This window comes from Pseudomonas sp. HK3, assembly GCF_052920985.1.
In genome coordinates, this window is record NZ_JBREXD010000001.1 from 90863 (window position 1) to 103737 (window position 12875).

The following is a 12875-nucleotide window of genomic DNA, read 5'->3' on the forward strand; positions in this document are numbered from 1 at the left end:
ATCACCGATTGGTACCCACTTAAAATTTTACTGCTGTGCGTGCTTTAAATCTTTTTCTAATTCTTTCATTTTATATTGGCAATCGGCTAATTGCTGCTTCAATTGCTCACGTTCAGTTTGGGCATCCTCTAATAAAGATTTTGCCGCTTTTAGATCGTCTTCGTATTGGTTTGCTCGGTTATTCGCAGAACGTGCAAATAAAAGGTAAGCAGTCACCAACCCCAAAATAAACGTCCCAGCTGCAATGAATGGCATAACGCCTCCTTTGATTACGTCAAAAATATTACACTTTTGTTTATCCCCAGTTACTGTGGATAACTCTGTGAATTAGTTTGTGATAAACGCCGCTAAACAGCGCAATATCACTGCCCCGCTTAAAACGTTCATATTTTAACCAACCCCTTTAAAACCCTTTAAAATCAACACTTTGTGTATTTTTAATAGTCTTTTTTTTCAGGCTGCTCGCATTTTATACACATTTTCATATTGACGATCTATTTTGTGCATAAAGTTGGTCAGCTTGTGCCGCTGTCAATCATTTTTGAAAAGAATTTCAAAGTGTATAAAAATTAAACGGCTATTCGTCAATTAAATGGTGGGCATCATGAGCCATTCGAAATGACGCGATCAATGTTTTTTATACACGCTTGCACAGAACGGAATTGTTGCTGCCAAACGTGTTCAGCCATAGGCAATATTTCGCATTTACTTGGCAAAACGTGCTTACATTCAACCATGCTCATAAATGTAGGCAACATAACAAACTGCAGCCATTGCTCAAAGGATAACGTGTCCACACAAAACGGCTGAATACTGGCAAGTGCTTGTGTATTAGGTTGCTCTGCTGACCAAAGCTTATGATGTTGCATTTGCGTAACCAGTTCATCTAATGCACTGACAAGCGCACTATACCGTGCATCACTCAAACGGACTCTCCGTGCTATCATTGTTGACCGCCGATATTATGCGTGAATCACCATGTTTAGACAGCAGATAAACCGATTTTTTAATGCCCTTACTTTTTATAGTCGTATACCCGGCCCCAACTGGGTGGATTACAGTGACCAACAGCTTAATCGCGCCAGTGGCTATTTCCCGTTTATAGGGTACTTATTAACGCTTTGGTGTTATGGCATTTATGTTTTGTGCGCCCAAGCGCTGCCCCATGATGTGAGTATTTTGATCAGCATGATCTGTGGCATTTTATTCACAGGGGCATTTCACGAAGACGGTTTTGCCGACTTATGCGACGGCTTTGGCGGAGGTTATACCCAAGCCGATATTTTACGCATCATGAAAGACAGCCGTTTAGGCACCTATGGTGTGTGCGGTTTAGTTATTGTGTTATTGCTAAAGTGGCGCGCATTAAGTGACTTACCTGTCGCTTGGTTATTCACAGGCTTATTAGTGGCCCATAGTTTAAGCCGAGCATGGGCAATCAGCCTGATTATGGTCATGCCTTATGTTCAGCAAGATGAGGCCAGCAAAGCCAAACCCATCGCCAAGCAATGGTATAAACAGGATATGTTGCTCGCGTGGTGCTTTGCACTCGCGCCCCTTTTTTTATTGCCCGCTTGGATCAGCATCGGTTTACTGATAGCTGGATTTGCTGTGTTTTTACTGACTTGGCGCTGGTACCAGCAACGCTTACAAGGTTATACCGGCGACGCATTGGGCGCGAGCCAGCAGGTGCATGAAATTATTATTTATCTATTTTTACTGGGTGCTTTGACTTACTAAATCGCGGCACTTTTTGCCTCACAAACGTGTGATCTTAGGTATAATGCCCGCCTTTATCTAATAGCGTGAAGGCACCCCATGGAATTAAACGAATATTTAGCACAGCTTGACGGGCAATATCGTTTATATGATGTGGGCCGTCGCATTCGTAAGGTTGATAAAGCCCAGTTTAAACAGTTTGAATCCCTCGAAAGCGCGTACCCTCACCCGTATTTACAACATGCTTGGCTCGCGCTTTATATCAGCCCACCCAAGCAGCCTGACAACGAAACCCTGATGTTTCTAAAGTGGCCATTAGACGAACAAGGCAAGTTAGTCCCATATGTTCGCGATGATTTAGTCCACAGGCTGATGAAGCTGAGCGACACACCATTACAAGCGGATACCGAAATCGAAGACCCGCTAAAAGATAACCCGTTTGCGTTTAAGCCCGACGACGTGCGCTTAGCCAACTTGCACGCCATGATTCAAGCCAGCCAGCACCGCAAATCCTCTGAGCGTTGTGATGCTGTTGTTAAATATTTGCAAGCAGGCTCACTGAATTCTGAACATTTGTCTAAATTTGAAGGTTTAGGCTTGCAGGGCATTGCCGATGTGAGCGCCCGCTTAAATGAACACAAAGCCAGTCTTAAAACCTGCCTGCCTCATATGCCAGCGGAAGCGTTACTGGCATTCTCGCAATGCTTAGAACATCAAGCTGTACCATTGGACATGGCTCAAGTCATGGTGAAACGATTTAAGCAGGACTTAGCCGCTGCCGGTAACGTCATTACAGTAGAAGCTGCGATGCGCATTATAGGCGCATGTCACAGTGACAGTGTGCGCATTGACACTTGGCAGACTTGGTTTGCCAGTGACTATGCCAATAACATTGCGTGCATGCTGGCCTTTGCGACACGCAACTATGATGACCTTGCGTTTATGCCCGAACGCATTGATGAGTTTTTGGTTAATCTTGCCGAGCTTAATCAAGATGTAGACAACTCATTCACAGCGTTTACTAAAATCGTAGGGGATCTATTATTCTTACCCGGCATTCGTAATGTATTACTCAACGCGTTACGCAAAGAAGACCGCCCACCTGTTTTAACTCAAGCAATGCAGGCTTTAATGAACAGTAAACGCGCATGATTTGCCCGTGCCAACGTCAACAGGCCAACCCACGTGTTTACGCTGAATGTTGTGAGCCTTTTCATCAGGGCGTCACCGCACCCACGCCCACGCATTTAATGCGCTCACGTTTTAGCGCTTATGTTTTAGGGTTAAGCCAATACGTAAGCGAGTCATGGCATGCATCCACTCGTCCAAGCGACTTACAATTAACACCGGATAATAACTGGTTAAAATTAGATATCGTCAAGGCGCAAGGCACGCAAGTGCATTTTAGCGCCTATTTTAACGATGATAATACATTTGCTGCATTAGAAGAGGTCAGCGACTTTGTATTTGAAGGTGAGCGCTGGTTTTACGTAAACAGTAAAACCGAAACACACACAGTGAGCCTTGGGCGCAATGATGTGTGTTTATGTGGCAGCGGTAAAAAGTTTAAAACGTGTTGCGCCTAAGCGTACTAAAGAGATCTCCACTTTTTTGCTTTCATTTGTTCACTCGTTTTTTAGCCAGCCAATCGCTCACCGCTTTGCCGGTTGGTCCTGGCCATGTTTTTAGTTTATGTAAAGGGATGACTCTGTAATCATCTAGCTCATGATTCAATGTAATCGCGCCTTGCGCTTTCACGGCATATGCAATGATCAACTGGTTTTTTCGATGAAACATATAATGCCCGACAAACTGCGGGTCATACGCGTTTAAACCCAACTCTTCTTGGGTTTCACGTAGGGCGGTTTGCTCCGGTAATTCATGAGGATCCACATATCCTGTGATCACACTCAGTATGCCTTGTGGCCAAGTAACATCGTGCGCTAACACTACACCATCAGGGGTTTCTACAATAATGGCCACCACAGGTGTTGGGTTATCAAAAAAACCAAAGCCGCAGGCTGCCGCACACACCTTTACTATTTGGGTTTCTATTTTTCGATCTTTTGTCTTTGATCCACACTGCGGACAATAGCGATATTGAGGGGCAATAAAATCACTCATGGGGCTCTCTATGTTTATCTCATTATTATTTTCTTTGGGGATTGAACCAAATTAGCAAAATTTGTCCAAATATCATTGACGATAACACGCTCAACATTGTTTAACGCTTTCCAATAAGCGTTTATTTATGGCAAGGTTAAATACATTTTTATATTGATCGAATCACGCTAAGTAATGAAGTCTGCGTTACGCTTTACCATTTTACTCAGTCTGCTTTTACACCTTTTGGTTTTTACCCCTTGGTTTTTAAAAGACACTATTCCTTTGCCCCAAGAAAAGCCTGAAACAACAGTTGAATTTACCTTGCAGCCACAAGCAACGCCACCTGAACCAAAAGCTCAGCCCAAGCAACAAATAAAAACCCACACACCACCGCCGCCTCGACACCTTGAAGATGACATCACAAAATCGAATACCAGTAATGGTTTAGCCGAAACACCCAGAGGCCAACCTCTGCCACCCACTGAGGGGGAACGTAGCGCACAAGATAATTTACAAGCACAAGACACCCCAGCTGAGACATCACCTAGCCCCACAAGCACGCGGGTCAACCCCAACAGTCCATTACTGAGTGACTTTTTAAAAGCACAAGAAATCGCTAAACAGAACAAACAAAAGAAAGGACTTAACCTTCAAGAATTAACCGAAGATGATTTAGCAAGCAATGCCGTGGAGTCTTCTCAAAGCAAAGACGAAGAGGAAAAAGCGCGCTGGTATAACGAGGTGCTTAAACGCATAGAAGAACAGGTTAATTTTGTGTGGGTAAAACCACAAGGCATCACCAGAGACACTTGGGGTATTATTCGATTAGATATTGATGAGTATGGTTACTTAATAGAGGCTCGGGTCCATTTACCCAGTGGTAACCCTCAGCTTGATCGCTCGGCCATTCGCGCCGTGAATCAAGTGTATCGCTACGACATTCCACAATCACAAACGTTGTCTCGCTTCTATCGCCACCTTGAATTTCGTTATCGTGGTGGCGAATAGCATGTCTTTAAGTCGCTAAGCTTAGTCACGATCCTTAGGGGTCGACATACCTTTTAGAATCATGCCCCATGTGCCCATCACTAAGCCGACAATTGACAGCAACATCCCGCTATTCACCCAAAAGCCATGACGAGTCATGAAAGAGGTAAACTCATGATTGTTCTGCTTGTCACATAGCCCTTTCACATAATCCCAACTGCCGCCGTCGTCTAAACAACGGGCAACGTCTTGAGCTTCAAGCATATATAACGTAATTAACACCACGCAGGGTAAAAACAGTAAAATCATGCCCCATCGCAACATTTTTGCCTCCTTTTCTTAGTACTTTTAAGTATATCGGTGGAAATTAGCACAATCAGACCGATGCAAGCATTGCATTATCCCATATGCCTAGGCAATAATGGCCATGAAATACTGAATAAAAACAAAAAACTGAGTATTGCCTATGAGAACCCCATTCAAGACGGCATTGGCCTGTTTGTTAGCCTCTGTGGTTTCAAGCGCAGCAATCGCCGATGCAAAAATCGATGCGCTATTAGCCAAAATCGATGCGGACATCAGCGCAAAACGCTTAAGCACACCCTCCAGTAATAATGCTATTGAGAAAATTTGGCAATTTAAATCCATCGCGCCTTACGATCAACGCATCAACAGCCGTGTTTACAAAGTGGGTTCTATTTATGTTGAACTGGCGAACAAGTCCATCAAAACCAAAAACTTCACACAAGCACAGTTATATTTAGACAACGTGTGGATGGTGGCGTATTTAACACCTGGCCTTGAAGCCGCACAAGACACATTAGACAAAGCCTTTAACGGCTCATCATCGATTGCCAAAGCGAAACCGGTTAAGCAACAAGCAAAACCGGTCGCGGTTGCCAAAAAAGATGACTCGAAAGCAAAGGCGGCACAAGCCAAAAAGATTCGAGCACAAAAAGAGAAACAACTAGCAGCTGCGCGCCTAGCCAAACAAAAAGCGGATAAACAATCCTCTGATCGTCGTCGCCTAGCCGAAGAAAAAGAGCGCAAACTGGCTCAACTGCGCAAAGAAGAACAAGCGAAACGTGAAGCCGCCGCTAAGCTTGCAACCCTTAAAGCCCAACGTGAAAAAGCCAGTGCAGACGCAAAAGCCATTGCGTCATCTGAAGAAACGTCTAAAGCCATTGCTGACTTCAACCTTGATCAAGAGTTAATTGACGGTCGCGAGACCCGCGAAATTCGCACAGCTTTAATGCCGATTTGCCAAGAAATCATCGATAACGAAGCATCGGTTGTCTTGCATACGCGTACTACTCAAGATTATCGCTGGTTAACCGTTCGCTTAACCCTGTGTGTACGCCGTATCGATAAGAACTTCCGTTTGCGTCACAGTCATCAACAAGTGGCCGACCAAACACCAAGCATCAGCTTACATCCTGGTCGCAGCATGTCTTTGCTGAAGAAAGTACGCAGCTAACTTATTCCATACGTTTAAAGAGACACAAAAAAACCGGCTATTGCCGGTTTTTTTACGTTTGGGGATCAGCTTAGCTAGCCCGTTAAATCGGCGATTAAAACACGATGGTTTTATTGCCATGGCGCACGACTTTATCCTCAAGGTGTAAACGCACACCACGGCTTAACACCATTTTTTCAACATCTTTACCCAATCGCACCATGTCTTCTACGGTGTCTTTATGACTAATACGAATCACATCTTGATCAATAATCGGCCCTGCATCCAAGTCTTTGGTGACATAGTGGCACGTTGCCCCTATTAGCTTCACACCACGCTCAGCCGCTTGATGATAAGGCTTCGCACCCGCAAACGACGGTAAGAAACTGTGGTGAATGTTAATAATACGCCCTTCATAAGCCGCACAAACATCCTCCGGTAATATCTGCATATACCGAGCAAGTACAATGCTATCAGCCTTATGCTCAGCGATAAGCTGACTAACACGATAAAAGTGCTCAGCCTTATTGGCTTTATCAACTGGCACGTGAAAAAACGGAATACCATGCCATTCAACCAAGCTACGTAAATCGTCATGGTTGGATATCACACATGGAATATCACACTTAAGCTCGCCACTGTGCCAGCGATGTAGCAAGTCCACTAAACAATGGCTTTCTTTTGACGCAAGCAATACTAATCTTTTATTCTCAGCACTGTCGGTTAATGCCCACTCCATAGAGAATTCCTCTGCAATAGGGGCAAATTTTTGCTTAAACTCTTCTAATGAAAACGGCAAAGATTCTGCTTTAATCGAATGGCGCATAAAAAACCAACCGCTAACAGGGTCCGCATAATGATTTGCTTCTATTATCCAACCGCCATGGCTTGAAACAAACTGACCTACTTTTGCCACAATACCCACACCATCAGGGCATGAAATGGTTAATCGAAATGTACGTTGCATATTTTCACCTTAAAATCCTGAGCACGTTATAAACCCAAAGCGCTTCAAACTCAACGTTCCCTTGAATATACATAGGATCAACCGCACAATGTGCGCAAGTATTCCGTTTAGAAGAGTTAATATGCGTTCCTTTTTTTTATTCCTCGTTATCGCTATCCAAGGCTGCAGCTCCGCGCAACAAGTACGCTTATATGATGGCCCGGCCATCGGCAACGATAAAGAGGTGCAATTAATACTGCCCCTTAATTTTGAATTAATCAGCCTTGATTCACAGCCTGTCGCCCAATTCGCGCAAACCTTTCGCAACCATGATTTAACCATCAAACTCACACCGGGTGAGCACACACTGGTATTACGCTATAGCGACATTTGGCAAATTGATGCCGATAATCATGAAACCCTGAGTACCGGACAAATTACATTTATCGACACATTCTTGCCTGGTGAAACATTACGCATTCAAACGCCACCCGTTGACACCCTGAACCAAGCTAAACAATTTATCAAAGACCCTAACGTTAAAATTGTCACAAAACAGCGAACAATCAACGGCAGCCATTTAGAAAAAGAAAACCCACTTGTCTTTAAACAAGATGAAAAAATAGAAAAAGTTACCTATCCTCACTTTAAGCAATTGCAATTTTGGTGGCTAAAAGCCAGTGAATACGAAAAGCGCCAATTCAAGCAATGGTTAACATCCACACCTTAGGAATTTGCTATGCCCTTTATCATGATTGATCAAGGCAGTGCCGCGATTCGCCAATACACAACACCAAAGCAGTCGGGCACGGCGCCATTAAGTGCAGCCAATCCTAGCCGTGCAGTAAAAGGGAAACCTGAATCAGGCTCTCAAGCCTATCAGCAACAAGCGGCGTTAAACAAACCCAAGCAAAAAATTTTCCAAGCGTTTGAAATCATGAGTCAGCCCGTCATTAGTTTGGACATTGACCATCTTGATTTAAAAACCGCGTGGCAATTAATGTTGCAACATAAAATAAAACACCTGCCTATTACTCAAAACGGCACGCTCAATGCAATCGTATCTGAAGGTGACATTTTAAAGGCACTGGCGTTTAAGCAAAATCAATCACAGTGGTTGCAACATAAGGTATATGCTGCAACCGAAACAACCGACATTCATCAACTGGCCCATGTGATGTTTGATGAGCACATCGGTTGCTTACCCATTGTCAGTGAAGAACACTTAATATTAGGCATGGTGACACGCAGTGATATTTTAAAACTCACTAGTCAGTATGGTGTGATGGAGTTTTGGGCATAAAGGTATAACATAAACAAAACTAACCACTGCATATCACCAGTGCTAAACTAATTTGAAACTATAAGAAGATGGATGATCTATATGGCTGTAGAAAAAGTTCGTATTACCCCTCGTAAAGCACTCAGAGTTTTATCCCGCCACGAAGTCAATCGCTTAAAAGATGTTAGCCAAGGCGGCCTACACGAAATTTTCAAACGCTGTGCATATGCTGTTTTAAATTGTGGCAGCATGGGCGATGACTGTATGGCCGAGCAAAAAGAATACAGCGCGTTTGATATCCAAGTGATTCAGCTTGATCGCGGTATCGTCTTAGACTTATATAACGCCCCAGATGATGCATTCGTTGATGGCGAGGTTATTTTTGGTATTCGAGAGCATTTATTTGCCGTGCTCAGAGATATTATTTACACACACGATGAAATTATTAATAACCCCAGTTTTTTAGCATCTAACGACCAAGAACAAAACAGCGAACAAATCACCAATATGGTGTTTCATATTTTACGCAATGCCAGCATGCTGCGTTACGGTATGACATCGGACTTAGTCGTTTGCTGGGGTGGTCATAGTATCAGTCGAGAAGAGTATGACTACACCAAAGTCGTTGGATACCAACTAGGCCTGCGTGCATTAGATGTTGGTACTGGCTGCGGCCCTGGTGCGATGAAGGGCCCAATGAAAGGGGCTACTATTGGACACGCTAAACAGCACAACCGACGCGGACGTTACGTGGGTATTACTGAGCCCGGTATTATTGCAGCCGAAGCCCCTAACCCGATCGTGAATGAACTGGTTATACTTCCAGATATTGAAAAACGCCTAGAAGCATTTGTGCGTTGCGCCCACGGCATTATCGTCTTCCCAGGTGGTGCTGGCACCGCTGAAGAAATTCTTTATCTACTGGGCATATTGCTTCACCCTAAAAATAAGGACATTCCATTTCCGCTTGTCTTTACTGGCCCTAAATCATCAAAGGCCTATTTTGAACAAATTGATTCATTTATCGCACAGTGTTTAGGTGACGAGGCTCGTAAAAAATATACGATTATTATTGATGATCCTGAAGGCGTTGCGGTTTACATGCGTAACAACATCAAAAAAGTGACTCAATTTCGTAAAGAAAATAACGATGCATTCTTTTATAACTGGATGCTTACAATTGACAAGGAGTTCCAAACCCCTTTCATTCCAAGTCATGAAAATATGAGTAAATTAAATCTGTCTTTGGATCAAGAAATTCATATTTTAGCCGCCAACTTACGCAGAGCCTTTAGTGGTATTGTGGCAGGTAATGTTAAGCAAGATGGTATCTTAGCGGTAAGAGAGTTTGGTCCGTTTGAAATACACGGCGATACAAAAATCATCGCGCCGATGGAGGCGCTGCTGAGTAACATGGTAAAACAAAATCGAATGAAGCTGCCTGGCGGCAGTACATACGAGCCTTGTTTTAGAATTGTGAGTTAACGCCATCTCAACAGACATAAAAAAACCAAGCTTAGCTTGGTTTTTTTATGTCTTGAATATATTAAGTATTAATGATCAAACAAAAGTTTAAGCTTCTCATCAATGGCTTCATCACCAATCTCTTTACTCAAATCGACCTCATAAATACCATCGTATTTACGACGTAAAATTTCTTGGTTGGTTTCTTTATCCAAGATCACCGATGGTTTCAACAATACAATTAGGTTTTGTTTAACATGCTTCTCACTGGTCGAACGGAACAACCAACCAATAATTGGAATATCACCAAGAAATGGGACCTTACTTTGGCTCTCTTCAACGGCATCACGAATCAAGCCACCTAACACAACAATCTCACCGTCTTCAGCTAAAATTTGTGTCACGATAGAGCGTTTGTTCGTAATTAAATCGGACTGACCTTCTACTTTAGTGGTTGATACAGACTCTGTACTTTGCTCCACTTCTAAGCGAATGAATTTACCATTTTGCACATGAGGAATAACTTTTAATGTTGTACCAATATCTTTACGTTCGATGGTGTTAAATGGGTTTGAATTTGAGGTACTCGATTGCTGCTGCCCCGTCACGAACGGGACGTTTTGCCCCACTATAATTTCAGCCTCTTGGTTATCAAGTGTCATGATACTTGGTGTACTGAGTAAGTTTGCATTACTGACTGACTCTAATGCTTGAATCAGTACCGCAAAGTCGTTTGAACCCGCCTTGCCTGCACCACCTAATGTTAAACCTGAACTTAAAGGGATTTTAGTTGCTGCTCCACTGCTAAGACCTGCAATACCAGAAATAAAGTCTGTCATACTGACACCGCCATCACCAAAACTAGTGGCACTTAAAGGGGTGTCACTGCTGCCGTTAGAAACCGCATTAGCATCAACCAAGGCCGTTTGTACGCCCACTCGATCATCAACTTGACCCGTTACTTCTAAGATAGCGGCTTCAATTAATACTTGAGCACGACGAATATCGAGTTGAGAAACGATTTCTTTAATTTCAGACATGGTAGAAGGTTCGGCACGTACCACTAATGCATTTAAGCCAACATCCGGGTGAATACTCACACCGCTTGCGGCTTGGCTTTTGCCTTTCTCTTCTTTCACATCACCCATTAAGTTTTTAAGAAGGTCTGCCATTTCTTTTGCATCAGCGTGCTGCAAGCGAATTACCGAAGCCTTACCTGAAAACTTAGACGGTTTATCTAAGCTTAAAATAAGTTGTTTTACTTTTTCACGTGCGCTTTTTTCACCACGAATAATTAGGCGATTGGCGCGTTCATCTGCAACCACACGAATACGACCCGCAACACCACTGGCTTCTTTGGTTTTACCACCTTGGCTTACTTTTTCTGGATCGAGACTTGTTAAGATATCAACAATGTCACCTACCCACGCTTCTTCCAACTGCACCACTTCTAATTCTGATACGCCTGAACCATCTAAGCGTTCAATAATTTTTTCTAAACGACGAACGTTAGACGCGTGATCTGTGACGATTAACGCGTTAGCACTTTTAACACCGGCTAAATGACCGTATTTTGCAACCATCGGGCGCAAGATAGGCACAAGATCGAGAGCCGGTGTGTCTTTAATTTGAATAACCTGAGTGATTAACTGCTCACTTTGCTTTGTGTTACGCAGCGCAGTGGGCATACCACCTTCTTGCTTTGTATCGTTTTGCTGAACGATTTTAATAATGCCGCCTGCCGGAATAGCGGCAAAGCCATGTACCTGTAAAACAGATTGAAACATTTCATACACATCTTCTTTCGACATAGATGTATTTGAATCAATTGTTACCTTACCCTTTACGCGAGGGTCGATAACGAAGCTATAGCCAGTAATATTGGCCACCTGAGAAATAAAGGCTTTGATATCCGCATCTTTTAAACTCACTTTCCATGTTTGTTCGTCGTCAGCAAATGCTAGCGTGCTTGGCAGCAACACTAATAAAATGACGGCGTGAATCCAATTTCTTATTTTCATATTCAAAACCATAATTAAAACGCGTGGTTAATAGTCATACGTCGACTGCCACGTTCAATGACAATACTGGCACTTCCAGATGCGTAAACTTCATCAATAATTGTTTTATCCTGTGAAGGATCACCAAGAGAGTGACCATTCACAGAAATTATTTTATCACCTGGTTTCATACCAATCCCCATTAGCATTGTCGAAGACGGTGTTAACACGTAACCATCCCCTGTTGATTGCAATCCTAGGTTTTCCATCGCTTGCGACGGATCTTCAAGTTGGTCTTTAGCAAAACCGACAAACTGCTCTGCGGTTCGAATACCGCGGAGTTCTTGCTTAAATTCTTTACGATTCGAGCCATTTGATTTTCTAGTATCTCTTTCCGCCACTCTAGGTGCACTAGCGGTAATGCCCTTAAGTGCTTTTTGTGTGTCTTCAAAGGTTAGCGTTTCAAATTTGCCGCTATTATCAAGTATGACCTTGTCCTCATATACTTGAGATAATAAAGCACGACCTTGTACGCGATCACCAATCTTAAAAAACTCACCATTACGACCCTGCTCTGAAATAATCGCGCTGGAGTGTGTTTTATCTTTTGCAACAAATACGCCCATCAACAGTAATCGTAAGCGTGTTTTAGGCGCATCAATTTCTTGCTCGGTTGCTAAAGGGGCTTGGGTTGCACTGCCAAAAATATCCAGCTGTGCCAAGCCATAAGATTGGGGTAGCGCAGATGTTTCCGTGTGTGCTTGAGTCGCTTCGGGCAAAACCACAACTGGCTGATCAATAATCAGCCAGGTCAAAACCGCTAGCTGATAAGACACGCATAGACCCAAAATCCACTTTGCGGCCGTAATGCTGGGTTGAAATGCTTTATGTTCTGTCCAATGCACAAATAAACCT

Annotated in this window: 15 protein-coding genes; 8 read left to right on the forward strand and 7 right to left on the reverse strand. The window is 43.3% G+C overall.

Annotated elements, in window-relative coordinates; translation table 11 throughout:
- Positions 1-27: 27 nt before the first annotated feature.
- Both ACU6U9_RS00290 and ACU6U9_RS00295 read right to left on the reverse strand, forming a co-directional pair.
- Positions 28-255 (reverse strand): hypothetical protein, encoded by a 228-nt coding sequence (locus tag ACU6U9_RS00290; RefSeq protein WP_446733097.1) that lies wholly within the window; start codon positions 253-255, stop codon positions 28-30.
- Positions 256-602: 347 nt separating this feature from the next.
- Complete coding sequence (locus ACU6U9_RS00295) at positions 603-926, reverse strand: YqcC family protein (RefSeq protein ID WP_446733098.1); 324 nt, start codon at positions 924-926, stop codon at positions 603-605.
- 52 nt (positions 927-978) lie between these two features.
- On the opposite strand from ACU6U9_RS00295, the gene ACU6U9_RS00300 reads away from it, so the two are divergent.
- The 3 genes from ACU6U9_RS00300 (at position 979) to ACU6U9_RS00310 (ending at position 3305) form a co-directional block, all read left to right on the forward strand.
- Positions 979-1740 (forward strand): adenosylcobinamide-GDP ribazoletransferase, encoded by a 762-nt coding sequence (locus tag ACU6U9_RS00300; RefSeq protein WP_446733099.1) that lies wholly within the window; start codon positions 979-981, stop codon positions 1738-1740.
- Between the two features lie 78 nt (positions 1741-1818).
- Positions 1819-2871, forward strand: a complete 1053-nt coding sequence (locus ACU6U9_RS00305) for a DUF3549 family protein (RefSeq protein ID WP_446733100.1) — start codon at positions 1819-1821, stop codon at positions 2869-2871.
- On the forward strand, positions 2868-3305 hold the full coding sequence (locus ACU6U9_RS00310; RefSeq protein ID WP_446733101.1) for a YchJ family protein: 438 nt from the start codon (positions 2868-2870) through the stop codon (positions 3303-3305). Before ACU6U9_RS00305 ends, ACU6U9_RS00310 begins: the two co-directional genes overlap by 4 nt.
- A 31-nt stretch (positions 3306-3336) precedes the next feature.
- Here ACU6U9_RS00310 and ACU6U9_RS00315 read toward each other — a convergent pair whose 3' ends face one another.
- Complete coding sequence (locus tag ACU6U9_RS00315) at positions 3337-3843, reverse strand: NUDIX domain-containing protein (RefSeq protein WP_446733102.1); 507 nt, start codon at positions 3841-3843, stop codon at positions 3337-3339.
- A gap of 174 nt (positions 3844-4017) precedes the next feature.
- Between ACU6U9_RS00315 and ACU6U9_RS00320 the strand changes: the two genes are divergently transcribed.
- Entirely contained in the window at positions 4018-4833 is an 816-nt protein-coding gene (locus ACU6U9_RS00320; RefSeq protein WP_446733103.1) for a TonB C-terminal domain-containing protein, read from the forward strand.
- Between the two features lie 21 nt (positions 4834-4854).
- Here the strand turns inward: ACU6U9_RS00320 and ACU6U9_RS00325 are convergent, their stop codons facing one another.
- Positions 4855-5136, reverse strand: a complete 282-nt coding sequence (locus ACU6U9_RS00325) for a hypothetical protein (protein WP_446733104.1) — start codon at positions 5134-5136, stop codon at positions 4855-4857.
- A gap of 142 nt (positions 5137-5278) precedes the next feature.
- Between ACU6U9_RS00325 and ACU6U9_RS00330 the strand changes: the two genes are divergently transcribed.
- A complete protein-coding gene (locus ACU6U9_RS00330) occupies positions 5279-6289 on the forward strand; it encodes a hypothetical protein (protein WP_446733105.1) in 1011 nt (336 codons plus the stop codon).
- Positions 6290-6383: 94 nt separating this feature from the next.
- Here ACU6U9_RS00330 and purU read toward each other — a convergent pair whose 3' ends face one another.
- Positions 6384-7235: a formyltetrahydrofolate deformylase gene (purU, locus tag ACU6U9_RS00335; protein ID WP_446733106.1), complete on the reverse strand. Its 852-nt coding sequence runs from the start codon at positions 7233-7235 to the stop codon at positions 6384-6386.
- Between the two features lie 121 nt (positions 7236-7356).
- Between purU and ACU6U9_RS00340 the strand changes: the two genes are divergently transcribed.
- The 3 genes from ACU6U9_RS00340 to ppnN all read left to right on the forward strand — a co-directional run bounded on the left by ACU6U9_RS00340 (position 7357) and on the right by ppnN (position 9981).
- Positions 7357-7944 carry a DUF2057 family protein gene (locus ACU6U9_RS00340; protein ID WP_446733107.1) on the forward strand — a complete coding sequence of 196 codons (588 nt, stop codon included), beginning with the start codon at positions 7357-7359 and terminating at the stop codon, positions 7942-7944.
- A gap of 9 nt (positions 7945-7953) precedes the next feature.
- Positions 7954-8517 (forward strand): CBS domain-containing protein, encoded by a 564-nt coding sequence (locus ACU6U9_RS00345; RefSeq protein ID WP_446733108.1) that lies wholly within the window; start codon positions 7954-7956, stop codon positions 8515-8517.
- 72 nt (positions 8518-8589) lie between these two features.
- Positions 8590-9981, forward strand: coding sequence for a nucleotide 5'-monophosphate nucleosidase PpnN (gene ppnN / locus ACU6U9_RS00350; protein WP_446733109.1), 1392 nt, complete (start codon positions 8590-8592; stop codon positions 9979-9981).
- Positions 9982-10049: 68 nt separating this feature from the next.
- On the opposite strand, the gene gspD is transcribed toward ppnN, so the two are convergent.
- Both gspD and ACU6U9_RS00360 read right to left on the reverse strand, forming a co-directional pair.
- Positions 10050-11981: a type II secretion system secretin GspD gene (gene gspD / locus ACU6U9_RS00355; RefSeq protein WP_446733110.1), complete on the reverse strand. Its 1932-nt coding sequence runs from the start codon at positions 11979-11981 to the stop codon at positions 10050-10052.
- Between the two features lie 14 nt (positions 11982-11995).
- Positions 11996-12865: a type II secretion system protein N gene (locus ACU6U9_RS00360; RefSeq protein ID WP_446733111.1), complete on the reverse strand. Its 870-nt coding sequence runs from the start codon at positions 12863-12865 to the stop codon at positions 11996-11998.
- Positions 12866-12875: the final 10 nt, after the last annotated feature.

What these genes read in the sequence shown, in the direction of transcription:
- ACU6U9_RS00315 (WP_446733102.1), bottom strand. Translation starts at nt 3,843, where the DNA reads ATGAGTGATTTTATTGCCCCTCAATATCGCTATTGTCCGCAGTGTGGA.
- ACU6U9_RS00300 (WP_446733099.1), top strand. Translation starts at nt 979, where the DNA reads ATGTTTAGACAGCAGATAAACCGATTTTTTAATGCCCTTACTTTTTAT.
- ACU6U9_RS00320 (WP_446733103.1), top strand. Translation starts at nt 4,018, where the DNA reads ATGAAGTCTGCGTTACGCTTTACCATTTTACTCAGTCTGCTTTTACAC.
- ACU6U9_RS00325 (WP_446733104.1), bottom strand. Translation starts at nt 5,136, where the DNA reads ATGTTGCGATGGGGCATGATTTTACTGTTTTTACCCTGCGTGGTGTTA.
- ACU6U9_RS00330 (WP_446733105.1), top strand. Translation starts at nt 5,279, where the DNA reads ATGAGAACCCCATTCAAGACGGCATTGGCCTGTTTGTTAGCCTCTGTG.
- gspD (WP_446733110.1), bottom strand. Translation starts at nt 11,981, where the DNA reads ATGAAAATAAGAAATTGGATTCACGCCGTCATTTTATTAGTGTTGCTG.
- purU (WP_446733106.1), bottom strand. Translation starts at nt 7,235, where the DNA reads ATGCAACGTACATTTCGATTAACCATTTCATGCCCTGATGGTGTGGGT.
- ppnN (WP_446733109.1), top strand. Translation starts at nt 8,590, where the DNA reads ATGATCTATATGGCTGTAGAAAAAGTTCGTATTACCCCTCGTAAAGCA.
- ACU6U9_RS00290 (WP_446733097.1), bottom strand. Translation starts at nt 255, where the DNA reads ATGCCATTCATTGCAGCTGGGACGTTTATTTTGGGGTTGGTGACTGCT.
- ACU6U9_RS00340 (WP_446733107.1), top strand. Translation starts at nt 7,357, where the DNA reads ATGCGTTCCTTTTTTTTATTCCTCGTTATCGCTATCCAAGGCTGCAGC.
- ACU6U9_RS00305 (WP_446733100.1), top strand. Translation starts at nt 1,819, where the DNA reads ATGGAATTAAACGAATATTTAGCACAGCTTGACGGGCAATATCGTTTA.
- ACU6U9_RS00345 (WP_446733108.1), top strand. Translation starts at nt 7,954, where the DNA reads ATGCCCTTTATCATGATTGATCAAGGCAGTGCCGCGATTCGCCAATAC.
- ACU6U9_RS00310 (WP_446733101.1), top strand. Translation starts at nt 2,868, where the DNA reads ATGATTTGCCCGTGCCAACGTCAACAGGCCAACCCACGTGTTTACGCT.